General features: G+C 65.5%; 15 protein-coding genes. All 15 read left to right on the top strand.

All coding sequences use genetic code 11. From position 1 onward, the window contains the following. Positions 1-16 precede the first annotated feature (16 nt). The 15 genes from nuoI (at position 17) to GGC47_RS15260 (ending at position 14009) form a co-directional block, all read left to right on the top strand. Positions 17-505 (top strand): NADH-quinone oxidoreductase subunit NuoI, encoded by a 489-nt coding sequence (nuoI, locus tag GGC47_RS15330; RefSeq protein ID WP_038367698.1) that lies wholly within the window; start codon positions 17-19, stop codon positions 503-505. A gap of 222 nt (positions 506-727) precedes the next feature. Next, entirely contained in the window at positions 728-1351 is a 624-nt protein-coding gene (locus tag GGC47_RS15325) for an NADH-quinone oxidoreductase subunit J (protein ID WP_133564098.1), read from the top strand. Beyond that, complete coding sequence (gene nuoK, locus GGC47_RS15320) at positions 1348-1656, top strand: NADH-quinone oxidoreductase subunit NuoK (protein ID WP_038367693.1); 309 nt, start codon at positions 1348-1350, stop codon at positions 1654-1656. The genes GGC47_RS15325 and nuoK overlap by 4 nt, the downstream gene beginning before the upstream one ends. A gap of 29 nt (positions 1657-1685) precedes the next feature. Next, complete coding sequence (gene nuoL / locus GGC47_RS15315; protein ID WP_133564100.1) at positions 1686-3704, top strand: NADH-quinone oxidoreductase subunit L; 2019 nt, start codon at positions 1686-1688, stop codon at positions 3702-3704. A 4-nt stretch (positions 3705-3708) separates the two neighbouring features. Continuing rightward, positions 3709-5220, top strand: coding sequence for an NADH-quinone oxidoreductase subunit M (locus GGC47_RS15310; protein WP_038367688.1), 1512 nt, complete (start codon positions 3709-3711; stop codon positions 5218-5220). 10 nt (positions 5221-5230) lie between these two features. Then, positions 5231-6658: an NADH-quinone oxidoreductase subunit NuoN gene (gene nuoN, locus GGC47_RS15305; RefSeq protein WP_142020828.1), complete on the top strand. Its 1428-nt coding sequence runs from the start codon at positions 5231-5233 to the stop codon at positions 6656-6658. A 139-nt stretch (positions 6659-6797) separates the two neighbouring features. Beyond that, the gene (locus GGC47_RS15300) at positions 6798-7553 is read left to right on the top strand and encodes a biotin--[acetyl-CoA-carboxylase] ligase (protein ID WP_038367683.1); all 756 of its coding nucleotides are present in this window, start codon (positions 6798-6800) and stop codon (positions 7551-7553) included. A gap of 261 nt (positions 7554-7814) precedes the next feature. After that, the gene (locus GGC47_RS15295; protein WP_038367681.1) at positions 7815-9485 is read left to right on the top strand and encodes a ribonuclease J; all 1671 of its coding nucleotides are present in this window, start codon (positions 7815-7817) and stop codon (positions 9483-9485) included. Between the two features lie 172 nt (positions 9486-9657). Next, the gene (gene mce / locus GGC47_RS15290) at positions 9658-10062 is read left to right on the top strand and encodes a methylmalonyl-CoA epimerase (protein ID WP_133564106.1); all 405 of its coding nucleotides are present in this window, start codon (positions 9658-9660) and stop codon (positions 10060-10062) included. Between the two features lie 3 nt (positions 10063-10065). Continuing rightward, on the top strand, positions 10066-10458 hold the full coding sequence (locus GGC47_RS15285; RefSeq protein ID WP_051988450.1) for a RidA family protein: 393 nt from the start codon (positions 10066-10068) through the stop codon (positions 10456-10458). Continuing rightward, entirely contained in the window at positions 10455-10685 is a 231-nt protein-coding gene (locus GGC47_RS15280; protein WP_112762111.1) for a DUF1467 family protein, read from the top strand. Before GGC47_RS15285 ends, GGC47_RS15280 begins: the two co-directional genes overlap by 4 nt. Positions 10686-11094: 409 nt before the next feature. Beyond that, complete coding sequence (locus tag GGC47_RS15275; protein ID WP_142020829.1) at positions 11095-11730, top strand: DUF1062 domain-containing protein; 636 nt, start codon at positions 11095-11097, stop codon at positions 11728-11730. Between the two features lie 533 nt (positions 11731-12263). Beyond that, positions 12264-12818, top strand: coding sequence for a peptidylprolyl isomerase (locus GGC47_RS15270; protein ID WP_038368701.1), 555 nt, complete (start codon positions 12264-12266; stop codon positions 12816-12818). Between the two features lie 76 nt (positions 12819-12894). Then, positions 12895-13539 (top strand): hypothetical protein, encoded by a 645-nt coding sequence (locus GGC47_RS15265; RefSeq protein ID WP_112762113.1) that lies wholly within the window; start codon positions 12895-12897, stop codon positions 13537-13539. Next, complete coding sequence (locus GGC47_RS15260; RefSeq protein ID WP_038367672.1) at positions 13539-14009, top strand: peptidylprolyl isomerase; 471 nt, start codon at positions 13539-13541, stop codon at positions 14007-14009. Before GGC47_RS15265 ends, GGC47_RS15260 begins: the two co-directional genes overlap by 1 nt. Positions 14010-14038: the final 29 nt, after the last annotated feature.

The following is a 14038-nucleotide window of genomic DNA, read 5'->3' as shown; positions in this document are numbered from 1 at the left end:
TGGAAGGACGAAGGCGATGTCACTCGCGCAAGCCGCAAGGGGCCTGCTGCTGAAGGAGTTCGTCGGGGCGATCGGGCTCTCGATGCGCTATTTCTTCAAGCCGAAGGCGACGCTGAACTACCCGTTCGAGAAGGGCCAGCTCTCGCCGCGCTTCCGTGGCGAGCACGCGCTGCGTCGCTATCCGAACGGCGAGGAGCGCTGCATCGCCTGCAAGCTCTGCGAGGCGATCTGCCCGGCGCAGGCCATCACCATCGAGGCCGGCCCGCGCCGCAACGACGGCACGCGCCGCACCACCCGTTACGACATCGACATGACGAAGTGCATCTACTGCGGCTTCTGCCAGGAAGCCTGCCCGGTCGATGCCATCGTCGAGGGGCCGAATTTCGAGTTCGCGACCGAGACCCGCGAGGAGCTGTTCTACGACAAGGACAAGCTGCTCGCGAACGGCGCGCGCTGGGAACGCGAGATCGCGCGCAACATCGCGATGGACGCGCCTTATCGGTAGTTGAAGCGCCGTCATGCTCGGGCTTGACCCGGGCATCTCTTGCCGGAGATTCTCGGGTCAAGCCCGAGAATGACGCCCTTAGAACGAGACCAGACCCGCCGTGCGGTTGTCCCGCCCGGCGGGCCTGATTATAGACGCTCCAAATTGCTCGGGGTCTTTTGAGTCCCGGAGCACGAACCAAACGAGGACCGCGCCGAAAAGGGGCGGGAAGGGCTGGCCGAGATGAATGCCGCAGCGGCTTTCTTCTATCTCTTCGCAGGCATTACCGTGGCATCCGCCTTTATGGTGGTGACCTCGCGCAATCCCGTGCACTCGGTGCTCTATCTGATCCTGGCCTTCGTCAACGCGGCCGGGCTGTTCATGCTGCTCGGCGCCGAGTTCCTCGCGATGCTGCTGGTCGTCGTCTATGTCGGCGCGGTCGCGGTGCTCTTCCTCTTCGTGGTGATGATGCTCGACGTCGATTTCGCCGAGTTCCGCCAGGGCTTCCTGAACTACCTGCCGATCGGCGCGCTGATCGGCTTCATCTTCGCCGTCGAGCTCCTGATGGTCGTCGGCGCCTGGGTCATCAACCCGCAGCTCGTCAAGGCGCCGGTCGCCGCGATTCCCGGCGGGATCACGAATACCGAGGCGCTCGGCCGCGTGCTCTACACGCAGTACATCTACTACTTCCAGGCGGCCGGCCTCGTGCTGCTCGTCGCCATGATCGGCGCGATCGTGCTGACGCTGCGCGAGCGCCACGGCATCAAGCGCCAGCACGTCCCGACCCAGAACGCCCGTACCAAGGCCGCGGCGATGGAGGTCAAGCAGGTGCCCTCGCGCGCCGGCGTTCCCGAGGAGATGGCATGATGATCGGACTGGGCCACTATCTCGCCGTCAGCGCGATCCTGTTCACGCTCGGCGTGCTCGGCATCTTCGTCAACCGCAAGAACATCATCGTCATCCTGATGTCGGTCGAGCTCATCCTGCTCTCGGTCAACATCAACTTCGTCGCCTTCTCGAGCTTCCTGGGCGACATCGTCGGCCAGGTCTTCGCGCTGCTCGTGCTTACGGTGGCGGCGGCGGAGGCCGCGATCGGTCTCGCCATTCTCGTCGTCTACTTCCGCAACCGCGGCTCGATCGCGGTGGAAGACATCAACATGATGAAAGGCTGAGCGTCGCAAGGCGCCTGGACCTCACGGACATGTATCACCTGATCGTCTTCCTCCCCCTCATCGGCTTCCTGATCGCCGGGCTCTTCGGCCGGCTGATCGGCGCGCGCGGCTCCGAGATCGTCACGACCTCGCTGCTCATCGTCTCGGCAGTGCTGTCCTGGGTCGCCTTCTTCCAGGTCGGCTTGGGTTCGGGCACGACGCGCATCCAGGTCGCGAACTGGATCTCCTCTGGTGCCCTGCAGGTCGACTGGGCCTTCCGCATCGACACGCTGACGGCGGTGATGCTGGTCGTCGTCAACACCGTGTCGTCGCTCGTGCACCTCTATTCCATCGGCTACATGCACGAGGATCCGCACCGGCCGCGCTTCTTCGCCTATCTCTCGCTGTTCACCTTCGCCATGCTGATGCTGGTGACGGCGGACAACCTCGTCCAGATGTTCTTCGGCTGGGAAGGCGTCGGTCTCGCCTCCTACCTGCTGATCGGCTTCTGGTACCAGAAGCCCTCGGCCAATGCCGCGGCGATGAAGGCCTTCATCGTCAACCGCGTCGGCGATTTCGGCTTCCTGCTCGGCATCTTCCTGATCTTCGTGCTCTTCGGCGCGGTCACCTTCGACTCGATCTTCCCGCGCGTCGGCGAGATGGTCGGCAAGCCCTTCCATTTCCTCGGCTATGACTGGAATGCGCTGACGCTGACCTGCCTGCTGCTGTTCATGGGCGCCATGGGCAAGTCGGCGCAGTTCCTGCTGCACACTTGGCTGCCGGACGCGATGGAAGGCCCGACCCCGGTCTCCGCCCTCATTCATGCCGCGACGATGGTCACGGCCGGCGTCTTCATGGTCGCGCGCCTCTCGCCGATCTTCGAATACGCTCCGGTCGCGCTCACCGTCGTTGTCGTCATCGGCGCCACCACGGCCTTCTTCGCCGCGACGGTCGGCCTCGTGCAGAACGACATCAAGCGCGTCATCGCCTATTCGACCTGCTCGCAGCTCGGCTACATGTTCGTCGCGCTCGGCGTCGGCAATTACGGCGCCGGCATCTTCCACCTGTTCACGCACGCCTTCTTCAAGGCGCTGCTCTTCTTGGGCGCCGGCTCGGTCATCCACGCGATGCACCACGAGCAGGACATGCGCCATATGGGCGGCCTGCGGAAGCATATCCCCTTCACCGCCGCCGCCATGACCATCGGCACGCTGGCACTGACCGGCTTCCCTGGCTTCGCCGGCTACTTCTCCAAGGACGCCATCATCGAGAGCGCCTATGCCTCGGTGGCGCATGGCGGCTTCGCCTCGTCCTACGCCTTCGTCCTGCTGGTCGTCGCGGCCTGCATGACCTCCTTCTACTCCTGGCGGCTCTATTTCATGACCTTCGAGGGCGCGCCGCGCTGGGGCCATGGCCATGGTTCACATGGTCACGACGATCACGCGCACGCCGCTCACGGCCACGATGACCATGCGCATGACGATCACGGCCACGGCCATGATCACACCCCGCATGAGAGCCCCTGGGTGATGCTGCTGCCGCTCGCCCTGCTTTCGCTGGGCGCGGTCGCTGCCGGCTATGTCTTCAAGGAGTACTTCATCGGCCACGACTTCGAGCATTTCTGGAAGTCGGCGCTGTTCATGGGCAAGGACAACCACATCCTGCACACCATGCATGAAGTGCCGGGCTGGGTGGTCTGGTCGCCCTTCGTGGCGATGGCGATCGGCTTCGTGCTGGCCTACTGGATGTATGTCCGCCGGCCGGACATCCCGGGCAGGCTCGCGGCAGCGAACCCGGTTCTGTACCGGTTCCTGCTCAACAAATGGTACTTCGACGAGATCTACGACTTCCTGTTCGTGCGCCCGGCGAAGTGGCTCGGCCGCTTCCTCTGGAAGAAGGGTGACGGCTTCGTCATCGACGGCTTCGGTCCGGACGGCGTCTCGGCCCGCGTCGTCGACGTCACCAACCGCGTCGTGCGTCTGCAGACCGGCTATCTCTACCACTATGCCTTCGCCATGCTGATCGGCGTCGCCGGGCTGGTGACCTGGTATCTCGTGACCCGCGGGTGAGATGATGTTCGGTTTCGGTATTCTCACCGGTCTCCTGATCCTGCCGCTGGTCGGCGCTGCCTTCATCCTGGCGCAGCGCGGCGACGAGGCTTCGGTCGCTTCAAACGCCCGCTGGGCGGCGCTGGTCACGACGGTGCTGACCTTCGTGCTCGCCTGCGTCGCCTGGAGCCGCTTCAACCCGGCCGATCCCGGCTTCCAGCTCGTCGAGAGCCATGGCTGGATCTCGGAGTCGATCCGCTTCAAGCTCGGCGTCGACGGCTTCTCCTTCCCCTTCATCGTGCTGACGGCGTTCCTGATGCCGTTCTGCATCCTCGCTTCCTGGACCTCGGTCGAGAAGCGGGTGGCGGAGTACATGGTCGCCTTCCTGGTGCTGGAGACGCTGATGATCGGCGTCTTCGCGGCGCTCGACCTCGTGCTGTTCTACCTGTTCTTCGAGGCCGGCCTGATCCCGATGTTCCTGATCATCGGCATCTGGGGCGGCAAGCGGCGCGTCTACGCCTCCTACAAGTTCTTCCTCTACACGCTGCTCGGCTCGGTGCTGATGCTGCTGGCCGTGATGGCGATGTACTGGAACGCTGGCACCACCGACATTCCGGCGCTGCTCGCCCACCAGTTCCCGGCCGGCATGCAGAAATGGCTCTGGCTCGCCTTCTTCGCCTCCTTTGCGGTGAAGATGCCGATGTGGCCGGTCCATACCTGGCTGCCTGACGCCCACGTCGAGGCGCCCACCGCCGGCTCCGTCATCCTGGCGGCGATCCTCCTGAAGATGGGCGGCTACGGCTTCATCCGCTTCTCGATCCCGATGTTCCCGGAGGCGTCGCATGATTTCGCGCCGCTGGTCTTCGCGCTCTCCGTCATCGCCATCGTCTACACCTCGCTGGTGGCGCTGATGCAGGAGGACATCAAGAAGCTGATCGCCTACTCCTCGGTGGCGCATATGGGCTTCGTCACCATGGGGCTGTTCACCCTGACCCCGCAGGGCATCCAGGGCGCCATGTTCCAGATGATGAGCCACGGCCTCGTCTCGGGCGCGCTCTTCCTCTGCGTCGGCGTGATCTACGACCGGATGCACACCCGCGAGATCGCCGCCTATGGCGGGCTGGTGAACCGGATGCCGCTCTACGCCGTGGTCTTCATGGTCTTCACCATGGCCAATGTCGGGCTGCCCGGCACGGCCGGTTTCGTCGGCGAGTTCCTGACGCTGCTCGGCGCCTTCCGCGCCAATCCCTGGGTCGCCTTCTTCGCGACGTCGGGCGTCATCCTCTCGGCGGGCTATGCGCTCTGGCTCTATCGCCGCGTCGTCTTCGGTGAACTGGTGAAGCCCGAGCTCAAGGACATCAAGGATTTGAACGGCCGGGAGATCGCGATCCTCGCTCCGCTGGTCCTGCTGACGATCTGGTACGGCATCCAGCCCCACACCATCCTCGACGCCTTCGCGGCGCCGACCGAAATGCTCATCAAGAACTATCAGGCCGCGCTGACCGTCGCGAAGACGGCCATGCTCGCCGCGCAGTAAGGTCTCGGACATGGCTCTGCCCGCTCTCGGCCCGGCCTTGCCGGAAATCATCCTGGCGCTCGGCGCCATCGCCATGGTGCTGATCGGCGCCGTCCGCGGCGAGCGTGCCGGCCGCCTGCTGGAAGGCCTGGCGCTTGTCCTGCTTGCCGTGGCGCTCGTGGTGGTCGTCTCGGGCGAGGGCAGACTCCTGACCTTCAACGGCGGCTTCGTCGCCGACGGCTTCGCCCGCTTCATGAAGGTGCTGACGCTGCTGGGCGCTGGTGCGACCATCCTCCTGGCCTCGGAGACGCTGCGCCGTCAGGGCGTGATGCGCTTCGAGTTCCCGATCCTGATCGTGCTCTCGACCATCGGCATGATGATGATGATCTCGGCCAACGATCTCATCAGTCTCTATGTCGGCCTCGAATTGCAGTCGCTGGCGCTCTATGTCGTCGCCGCCTTCGACCGCGACAATGCCCGCTCCACGGAAGCCGGCCTCAAGTACTTCGTGCTCGGAGCGCTCTCCTCCGGCATGCTGCTCTATGGCGCCTCGCTGACCTATGGCTTCACCGGAACGGTGACCTTCCCGGGCATCGCGGCGGCGACGCAGGGCGGCCATGCCGGCCTCGGTCTCGTCTTCGGCATCGTCTTCATCGCCGCCGGCGTCGCCTTCAAGATCTCGGCCGTGCCGTTCCATATGTGGACGCCGGATGTCTATGAAGGCTCGCCGACCCCGGTCGCCGCCTTCTTCGCCTCGGCGCCCAAGATGGCGGCGATGGCGATGGTGATCCGCGTCTTCATCGGCGCCTTCCCCGGCGCGATCCATGACTGGCAGCAGATCATCATCTTCATCTCGATCGCCTCGATGGCGCTCGGCGCCTTCGCCGCGATCGGCCAGCGCAACATCAAGCGCCTGCTCGCCTATTCCTCGATCGCGAATATGGGCTTCGCGCTGGTCGGCCTTGCCGCGGGCACGGCCGGCGGCGTGCAGGGCGTGATGACCTATATGGCGATCTACCTCGCCACCACGCTCGGCGCCTTCGCCTGCGTGCTGATGATGCGCCGCGACGGCAAGCTGGTCGAGGACATCAACGAGCTTGCCGGCCTCTCCCGGACGAACCCCTGGATGGCTTTCGCGCTCTCGATGATGATGTTCTCGCTCGCCGGCATCCCGCCGCTCGCCGGCTTCTGGGCGAAGTTCTACGTCTTCCTCGCCGCGATCGACGCCAAGCTCTACACGCTCGCCGTCGTCGGCGTCCTGACCAGCGTCGTCGGCGCCTATTACTATCTGCGCCTTGTCAAGGTGATGTATTTCGACGATCCGAAGCCGGCCTTCGAGCGCTCGGATCTCGGCGTGCGCACGGTGCTGTTCGTCTCGGCCGTCTTCGTGCTGGCGCTGTCGCTCGTGCCGGCACCGCTCTTCGACTCCGCTGCGGCTGCGGCGAAGTCGCTGTTTTGAGTGATGCGCGCCGGCATGCTCGGGCTTGACCCGAGCATCTCGCGAAGGAGAGGCGGCTTTTCCGGCCTGAGATTCTCGGGTCCGCGCTTCGCTTCACCCGAGAATGACGGGGGCATGTCGTCTCCGTGCGTTGTGCCCCATGCTCGGTGAAGCCGCCCGCGCTGCCGGCTACCGGCTGATCATCCGCGACGAGGTCGGCTCGACCATGGAGGAGGCCCGCCGCGCCCTGCATCAGGGGGAGCCGGGCAAGCTCTGGATCGTTGCCCGCAGCCAGAAGGCCGGGCGCGGGCGTCACGGCCGGCAATGGGGCTCGCCGCCCGGCAATCTCTACGCCAGCCTGCTGCTGACCGACCCGTGCGAGCCGGCGCTGGCGCCTCAGCTCGGCTTCGTCGCCGGGCTCGCCTTGCATGATGCCGCCTCGCAACTGCTCGGCCCCGCCGCTGGCGGGCTCAAGCTGAAATGGCCGAACGACCTGCTGCTCGGCGGCGCCAAGACGTCGGGCCTGCTGCTCGAAGGCGAAAGCCGGGCAGGGCGGCTCAACGTGATCCTCGGCTGCGGCGTCAACATCGCCTCCTGCCCGACGGACACGCCCTATCCGGCGACTTACCTGAAGACCGCCGCGCCCCGCGCGAATGTCGAGGCGATGCTGCTCGCACTCAGCGACGCCTGGGCGAAGCGCCACGCCGTCTGGTCGCAACCCGGCGGTTTCGGCCCGATCCGCGCCGCCTGGCTCGAACGCGCCGCCTTCCTCGGCGAAACCATCACGATCCGTTTGCCGGAAGGGCCGCTTGCGGGCCGTTTCAACGGCCTCGATCCGACCGGCCGCCTCGAGCTCGAAACCGAAACCGGCCGACGCCTGATCGATGCGGGCGATCTGTTCTTCGGGGCGCCCTGAGGTGGCGGGCGGCAATGCTGGCCTGCCGCGACACGACCGTGCTAAAGGACATTTCCGGTTCAACGCGGCCATCCCGGGCGGCCAAGGGACGACCCGGGATCCATGCCGGAACGCCGACCGGAAAGGGTCCGGCATGGATCCCGGATCTCTGCTTCGCTTCGTCCGGGATGACCTGCGTTTTCCGAAACATCTTCCAGGAAGCTGCGACCGGCGTGCGATGAGGCATGCCGCTGGCGGCTCTCCGTGCCTGCAGGATCATCCGTGACCCGTTCCAGCGACCAGCTTGTTTTCGTTCCCCTTGGCGGCCTCGGCGAGATCGGCATGAACGCTGCCCTCTACGGCTTCGGGCCGGAAGGGCGGCGAAAATGGATCCTGGTCGATTGCGGCCTGTCCTTCGCCGGGCCGGAGGCGCCGGGCGTCGACATCGTCCTGCCCGACCTGCGCTATATTATCGAGGAACGGGCGAACCTCATCGGCATCGTCATCACCCACGCCCATGAGGATCATATCGGCGCGCTCGCGGCGCTCTGGCCGAGCCTGCGCGCCCCGGTTTACTGCACGCGATTCGCCGCCGGCCTGCTCGGCACGCGCCGCCTCTCGGAGCCCGGCGCGCCCAAGGTCGAGATCAATGTCGTGCCGCAGGGCGGGCGCATCACGCTCGGCCCCTTCGACATCGAGTTCGTGCCCGTCGCGCACTCCATCCCCGAATCGAACGCGCTCGCCATCCGCACCCCGGCCGGCCTCGTCGTCCATACCGGCGACTGGAAGATCGACCCGACCCCGCGCGTCGGCCTGCCGACCGATGAGAAGCGCCTGCGCGAGCTCGGCGAGGAGGGCGTGCTCGCCCTGATCTGCGACTCGACCAACGTGATGCGCGACGGCACCAGCCCGAGCGAGGCCGATGTCGCCGCCAAGCTGAAGGAATTGGTCGCTTCCGCGCCGGGCCGTGTCGCCGTCACCACCTTCGCTTCCAATGTCGCAAGGCTGCGCGCCGTCGCCGAAGCGGCGATGGCGAATGATCGCGAGGTCGTCGTCGTCGGACGCGCCATGGACCGCGTCATCGATGTCGCGCGCGAATGCGGCTATCTCGACGGCATCCCGTCCTTCCGCCCGGTCGATGCCTATGGCTACCTGCCGCGCGACAAGGTCGTGGCGCTGGTCACCGGCAGCCAGGGCGAGCCGCGCGCCGCGCTCTCGCGAATCGCCGCCGACGACCATCCCGAGATCGCGCTTTCGGCCGGCGATCGCGTGATCTTTTCCTCGCGCACCATCCCCGGCAACGAGAAATCGGTCGGCAACATCCTGAACGCCCTGGCGCGCGACAACATCGAGATCATCACTGACCGCACCCATCTCGTGCACGTGTCCGGCCATCCGCGCCGTGAGGAGATGGCCAGGCTCTATGGCTGGCTGAAGCCGCAGATCGCGATCCCCGCCCATGGCGAGGATCTGCACCTCGCCGAGCATGAGAGCTTCGCCCGCAGCCTCGGCGTCAAGCATGTGCTGCGCACCGTCAATGGCGATGTCGTCGCGATCTCGGCCGAGGGGGCGCGGAAGATCGACGAGGCGCCGCATGGCCGGCTCTATCAGGATGGCAGCCTGCTGGTGAATTCGCTGGAGAAGACGATTGCCGAGCGCCGTAGGCTCTCTTTCGCCGGCATGGTCTCGGTCGCGGTCGCGGTCGACGAGAAGGGCGGCATCGCCGGCGAGCCGGAGATCGCCATCCTCGGCCTGCCGCCACGCACGCAGGACGGCACGGATTTCGAAGAATACGTCGCCGACACCGTCGCCGAACTGCTCGACGGCATTCCCAAGGCCCGCCGCCGCGACCCCGAGGCTCTGCGCAATGCGCTGGAGCGCGGCGTCCGCAGCGCCGTCAACGAGGAATGGGGCAAGAAGCCCCAGGTGCATGCGCTGGTGATCGAGGTCTAGAGTACGATCTCGTACGGTCACGCACCGTCATTCCGGACGCAGCGAAGCGGAGATCCGGAATCCATCATAAGGCGAGACATCGCCCTTCGATGGATCCAGGATCGGCGCGGCTGCGCCGCTTGTCCGGGATGACGTAGCGTTTCCGAGGATGGGTGTGAGCGGGAAGAGAGACATGATCGGACGCCTCAACCACGTCGCCATTGCCGTGAAGGATCTCGCGGCCTCGACGGCGCTCTATCGCGACACGCTCGGCGCGCGCGTCTCGCAGCCGCAGCCCGAGCCGGAGCACGGCGTCACCGTCGTCTTCGTCGAACTGCCCAATACCAAGATCGAGCTGCTCGAGCCGCTCGGCGCCGATTCCCCGATCGCGAAGTTCCTCGAGCGCAACCCGGACGGCGGCATCCATCACATCTGCTACGAGGTCGACGACATCCTCGCCGCCCGCGACCGGCTGAAGGAGCAGGGCGCCCGGGTGCTCGGTTCCGGCGAGCCGCGCATCGGCGCCCATGGCAAGCCGGTGCTGTTCCTGCACCCCAAGGATTTCCTCGGCACGCTGGTCGAGCTGGAGCAGGCCTGAGCCATGTCGGACATCAGCTTTCTCGGCCAGCCTGAACCCGGCTCGCCGCGCCCCTTCAGCGCCGCGACGGTCGCCGGCGGCCTCGTCTTCGTTTCCGGGCATTCCGCGCCGCATGATCCGGCGCGCGGCATCCATCGCGGCGCGACGCCGGCCGAGGAGGTGCGCAACGCGCTGGGTCGGGTCGCCGAGATCCTGGCAGAGGCGGGCAGCGCTCTCGATCGCGTCGTCCAGATGACGATGCTGATCACCGATCCGGCCGATTATGCCGCTTGCAACGCCGAATATGTGAAGCATTTCCCGAACGGCCTGCCGGCGCGCCACACGGCCCGTTTCGGTGTTCCGACCGAGGCGCGCGTCGCCTTTTCCTGCATCGCGCTGACAGGGACCACGCCATGACCATCGCCAGCGCGCTTGCGGTCTATTTCATCATCTGGTGGACGGTGCTGTTCGCGGTGCTGCCCTTCGGCATCCGCAGCCAGCAGGAAAGCGGGGAGGTCGTCGACGGCACCGAGCCCGGCGCGCCGGTCCTGCCCGGGCTGCTGAAGAAGGCGGCGATCACCTCGGTCATCGCGGCCGTCATCTTTGTCTTCGTCTGGTATGTCTGGGCGAATTACGACTTCTGAAGCGGCCGCTGCGTTCTGAAGCGCGCTTTTCAGCTCGGTCGTCGTCATCGGGCGCCGTTGCAGAATTATCTCATCCGGCGGCTCTTCTCGTCGGACGCTGGGCGGGGCTCCCGCTGACGCCGATCACCTGCTATCGCTGTTGGCGAAGAGCTTTGGTGCCTCGAGGTAGACTTTGCCTAAGTAAGTCCGGTCTCAATCTAGTTCACCCGTACAGCCGGTGGCGGAACGCCGTCGGCGTATGAATGCTTCGTCGGGTGGTGGCGAGAGACCGGTTTGGCACTGTTCAAATGCGCCAGCACAGCTCCCGCTGTTTCTGCTCTTCGACCATCACGACACCGCCATACCGCGCCCGGCAAGGGTCTCTCACGCGCCATCTTGGTGAACTTCCGAACGGAAGACCAAGACAACTATGTGCAGAGCACTTCGGGTCCGTTGGACCATCACGCCCAAAACCGCCCCCCGACCTTGGATTGCTTGTAGCGGTTGCGGCGGGCTGAAAGCCTTCCAATCCAGTGGGAAGATCCGGCTCAACGCCAATGGCCGCAAGCTTGACGCCTGGCTCATCTACAAATGCGTGGATTGCGAAAAAACCTGGAACCGTCCGCTCTTCGAGCGACGCAACCTTCGCGACATCGATCCTTCGGTTCTGGAGGCGCTTCAGTCCAACGATCCGGAATGGATCCAGGTAGAAGCGTTCAATCTCGATGCATTGAGGCGCAAGTCGCAACGCATCGACGAGTTCTCCGAGTACGACATCTTGAAGGATGTCGTATGTGAAGCGCCCTGTTGGACGGAACTGGAGATCGCGCTGACGGTGCCGCTTCAGGTCGGCACGCGCCTCGATCGTCTGCTGGCATCCGAACTGGCGGTATCGCGCACACGGCTTCAGGAACTCCGCGACCTGGGCAGGCTTCGGATCGATACGCAGCGCAGCGATGCTCTGCGACGTCACATCCGAACCGGGACCGTGGCAATTTTTGATCTGTCGCCGGAGCCCGATCGAGAACGGCTCTGGAGATCTCGGGCAACGGGAGCCGTGCTTTAGTTCTTGGCGCGGGGGCCGGTTTTCGAGCCCCCATGCCTTCCACGGCTTCGCCATGATCGAAGAACGGCTCGGGCGACGAAGCGGCAGCGAAAAAGGGGCGGTTCGAGCCCGCCATTCGCAGTCGCCATATCGATTCAGGCTGGGGCGTCGCTCATGCGGCGCCTCAACGGGAGCCCCCAAAGAAAAAAGGCAAGGCCGCAGCCTTGCCTTGGTGAGTCCGCCTTTTTCCGCAGTATCGGCGTACGTCTATGTGCGTACGACTTGCATACTAGCGGGCGTTCGTTCCTCCCGAGACCTGGTCCGCGGCGCCTTGCCTTAACAAAGCGTGCCCAGCGCAAGAAGGATTAGCCGATTGTGACGGAGTTGTCATCAGTTTAGGCACCTCCAGCCTCAACTTTTTGCAAATTCATTCTCGGCTGCACTTGTGCAGTGCAACAAGGCTGGATTCGCGGCCGCCGCATGCCTTGTTCCGGTCAAAGGATATCGCTACTGACCGAAAGGTCGCCGCCCCATTTGCGGCCATGGAGATCTTCATGCTGCGCAGCTCGCTCGCCGCTTTTGCCCTTCTCGCCTCGCTCGGCTTTGCCCAGGCACAGACTGCCGCGCCGAAGCCCGATCCCGACAACACCGTGGTGCTGACCACCAAGGACGGCCCGGTGACGATCCGCCTGCGGCCCGATCTGGCGCCGAAGCATGTCGCGCAGATCAAGGCGCTGGTGAAGCGCGGCTTCTATGACGGCGTCGTCTTCCACCGCGTCATCGACGGCTTCATGGCCCAGACCGGCGATCCGACCGGCACCGGCACCGGCGGCTCCGACCTGCCCAACATCCCGGCCGAGTTCAGCCAGACGCCCTACAAGGTCGGTTCCGTCGGCATGGCGCGCTCGCAATCGCCGAATTCCGCCAATTCGCAGTTCTTCATCTGCTACGAGGGCTGCGGCTCTCTGACCGGCAGCTACACGCTCTTCGGCGAAGTCGTCTCCGGCATGGATGCCGTGCGCAAGATCAAGAAGGGCGCGCCCGGTAGCGGTCAGGTCACGAACCCGGACAAGATCGTCTCCATGCGGATGCAGGCGGACGCCAAGTAAGCGGGCCAAGTAAGCCGGCCAAGTCAGGCGTGAGCGTCTCCGGCGGATGGGGCAGGCTGATGCAAAGGAGCAGGCCATGCGCCCTCTCGTCTTGACGGCCTTTCTCCTCGGCGCGGCGCTCGCGCCGGCGGCCGCGCAGGAAACGCTCGATCTCGGCCGGCCGCCGCCCTCGGGCTCGCAGAATCCGGTTCTGCCTCCGCCTTCCGGCTCGCAGAACCCGATCCTGCCGCCGCAGAGCGGCCAGCGCTACGCTCCGGGCGTTGGCGGGCCGTTCAGCGGCAACGACATCCCCGGCATCGATCAGCGCCGGATCGGCCCGTCTCGCCTCAGGGGCGGCGCGGGCGAGATCGGCCTGATCGGCGACGTCTCGCCCCAGACGCCGAACGAGCCGGGTGAGGCCGTCGACAAGCTCACCGATATCGCGCCGGCCCTGCGCCGCTGCTGGCAGCCGCCGCCGCTGCCGGGCGACCTGACCGGCGCGATGGTCTCGCTCCGCTTCAGCCTGCGGCGTGACGGCACGCTGTTCGGCCAGCCGCGCGTGACCTGGGAAACCCGGCGCGGCGATCCCGCGTTCCAGAGACGCTTCAGCGAGTCCGCCGTTGCCGCCGTGCATGCCTGCACGCCGATGAGGTTGTCGAAGGGCCTCGGAGCGAGTATCGCGGGGCGACCCTTCATCATACGCTTCCACGGCCACGTGCCGCTTAACGAAAGGCAGAGCTGATGTCGCTCGATCCAGAAAACACCATCGTCATGGAGACGACCAAGGGCAAGGTGGTCATCAAGCTGCGCCCCGACCTCGCTCCGGGCCATGTCGAGCGCATCAAGACGCTCGCTCGCGAGGGCTTCTATGACGGCATCGTCTTCCACCGCGTCATCGACGGCTTCATGGCGCAGGTCGGCTGCCCCCATGGCACGGGCACCGGCGGCTCGGACTATCCTGACCTGAAGCAGGAATTCAACGCCGAGCCGCATGTCCGCGGCATCTGCTCGATGGCCCGCTCCCAGAACCCGAACTCGGCCAACAGCCAGTTCTTCATCGTCTTCGACGATGCCCGCTTCCTCGACAAGCAGTACACCGTCTGGGGCCAGGTCGTCGAAGGGATGGAGAATGTCGACAAGATCAAGCGCGGCGAGCCCGTGCGCGATCCCGACTCCATCGTCTCGATGAAGGTGATGGCCGACGCGGCCTGATCGCTTCGCTCAACCCGAGCCCTCGTTCC

Source organism: Allobosea sp. OAE752 (assembly GCF_050433265.1).
Lineage (GTDB): Bacteria > Pseudomonadota > Alphaproteobacteria > Rhizobiales > Beijerinckiaceae > Allobosea > Allobosea spartocytisi.
This window is presented reverse-complemented; position numbering and strand designations above follow the sequence as displayed.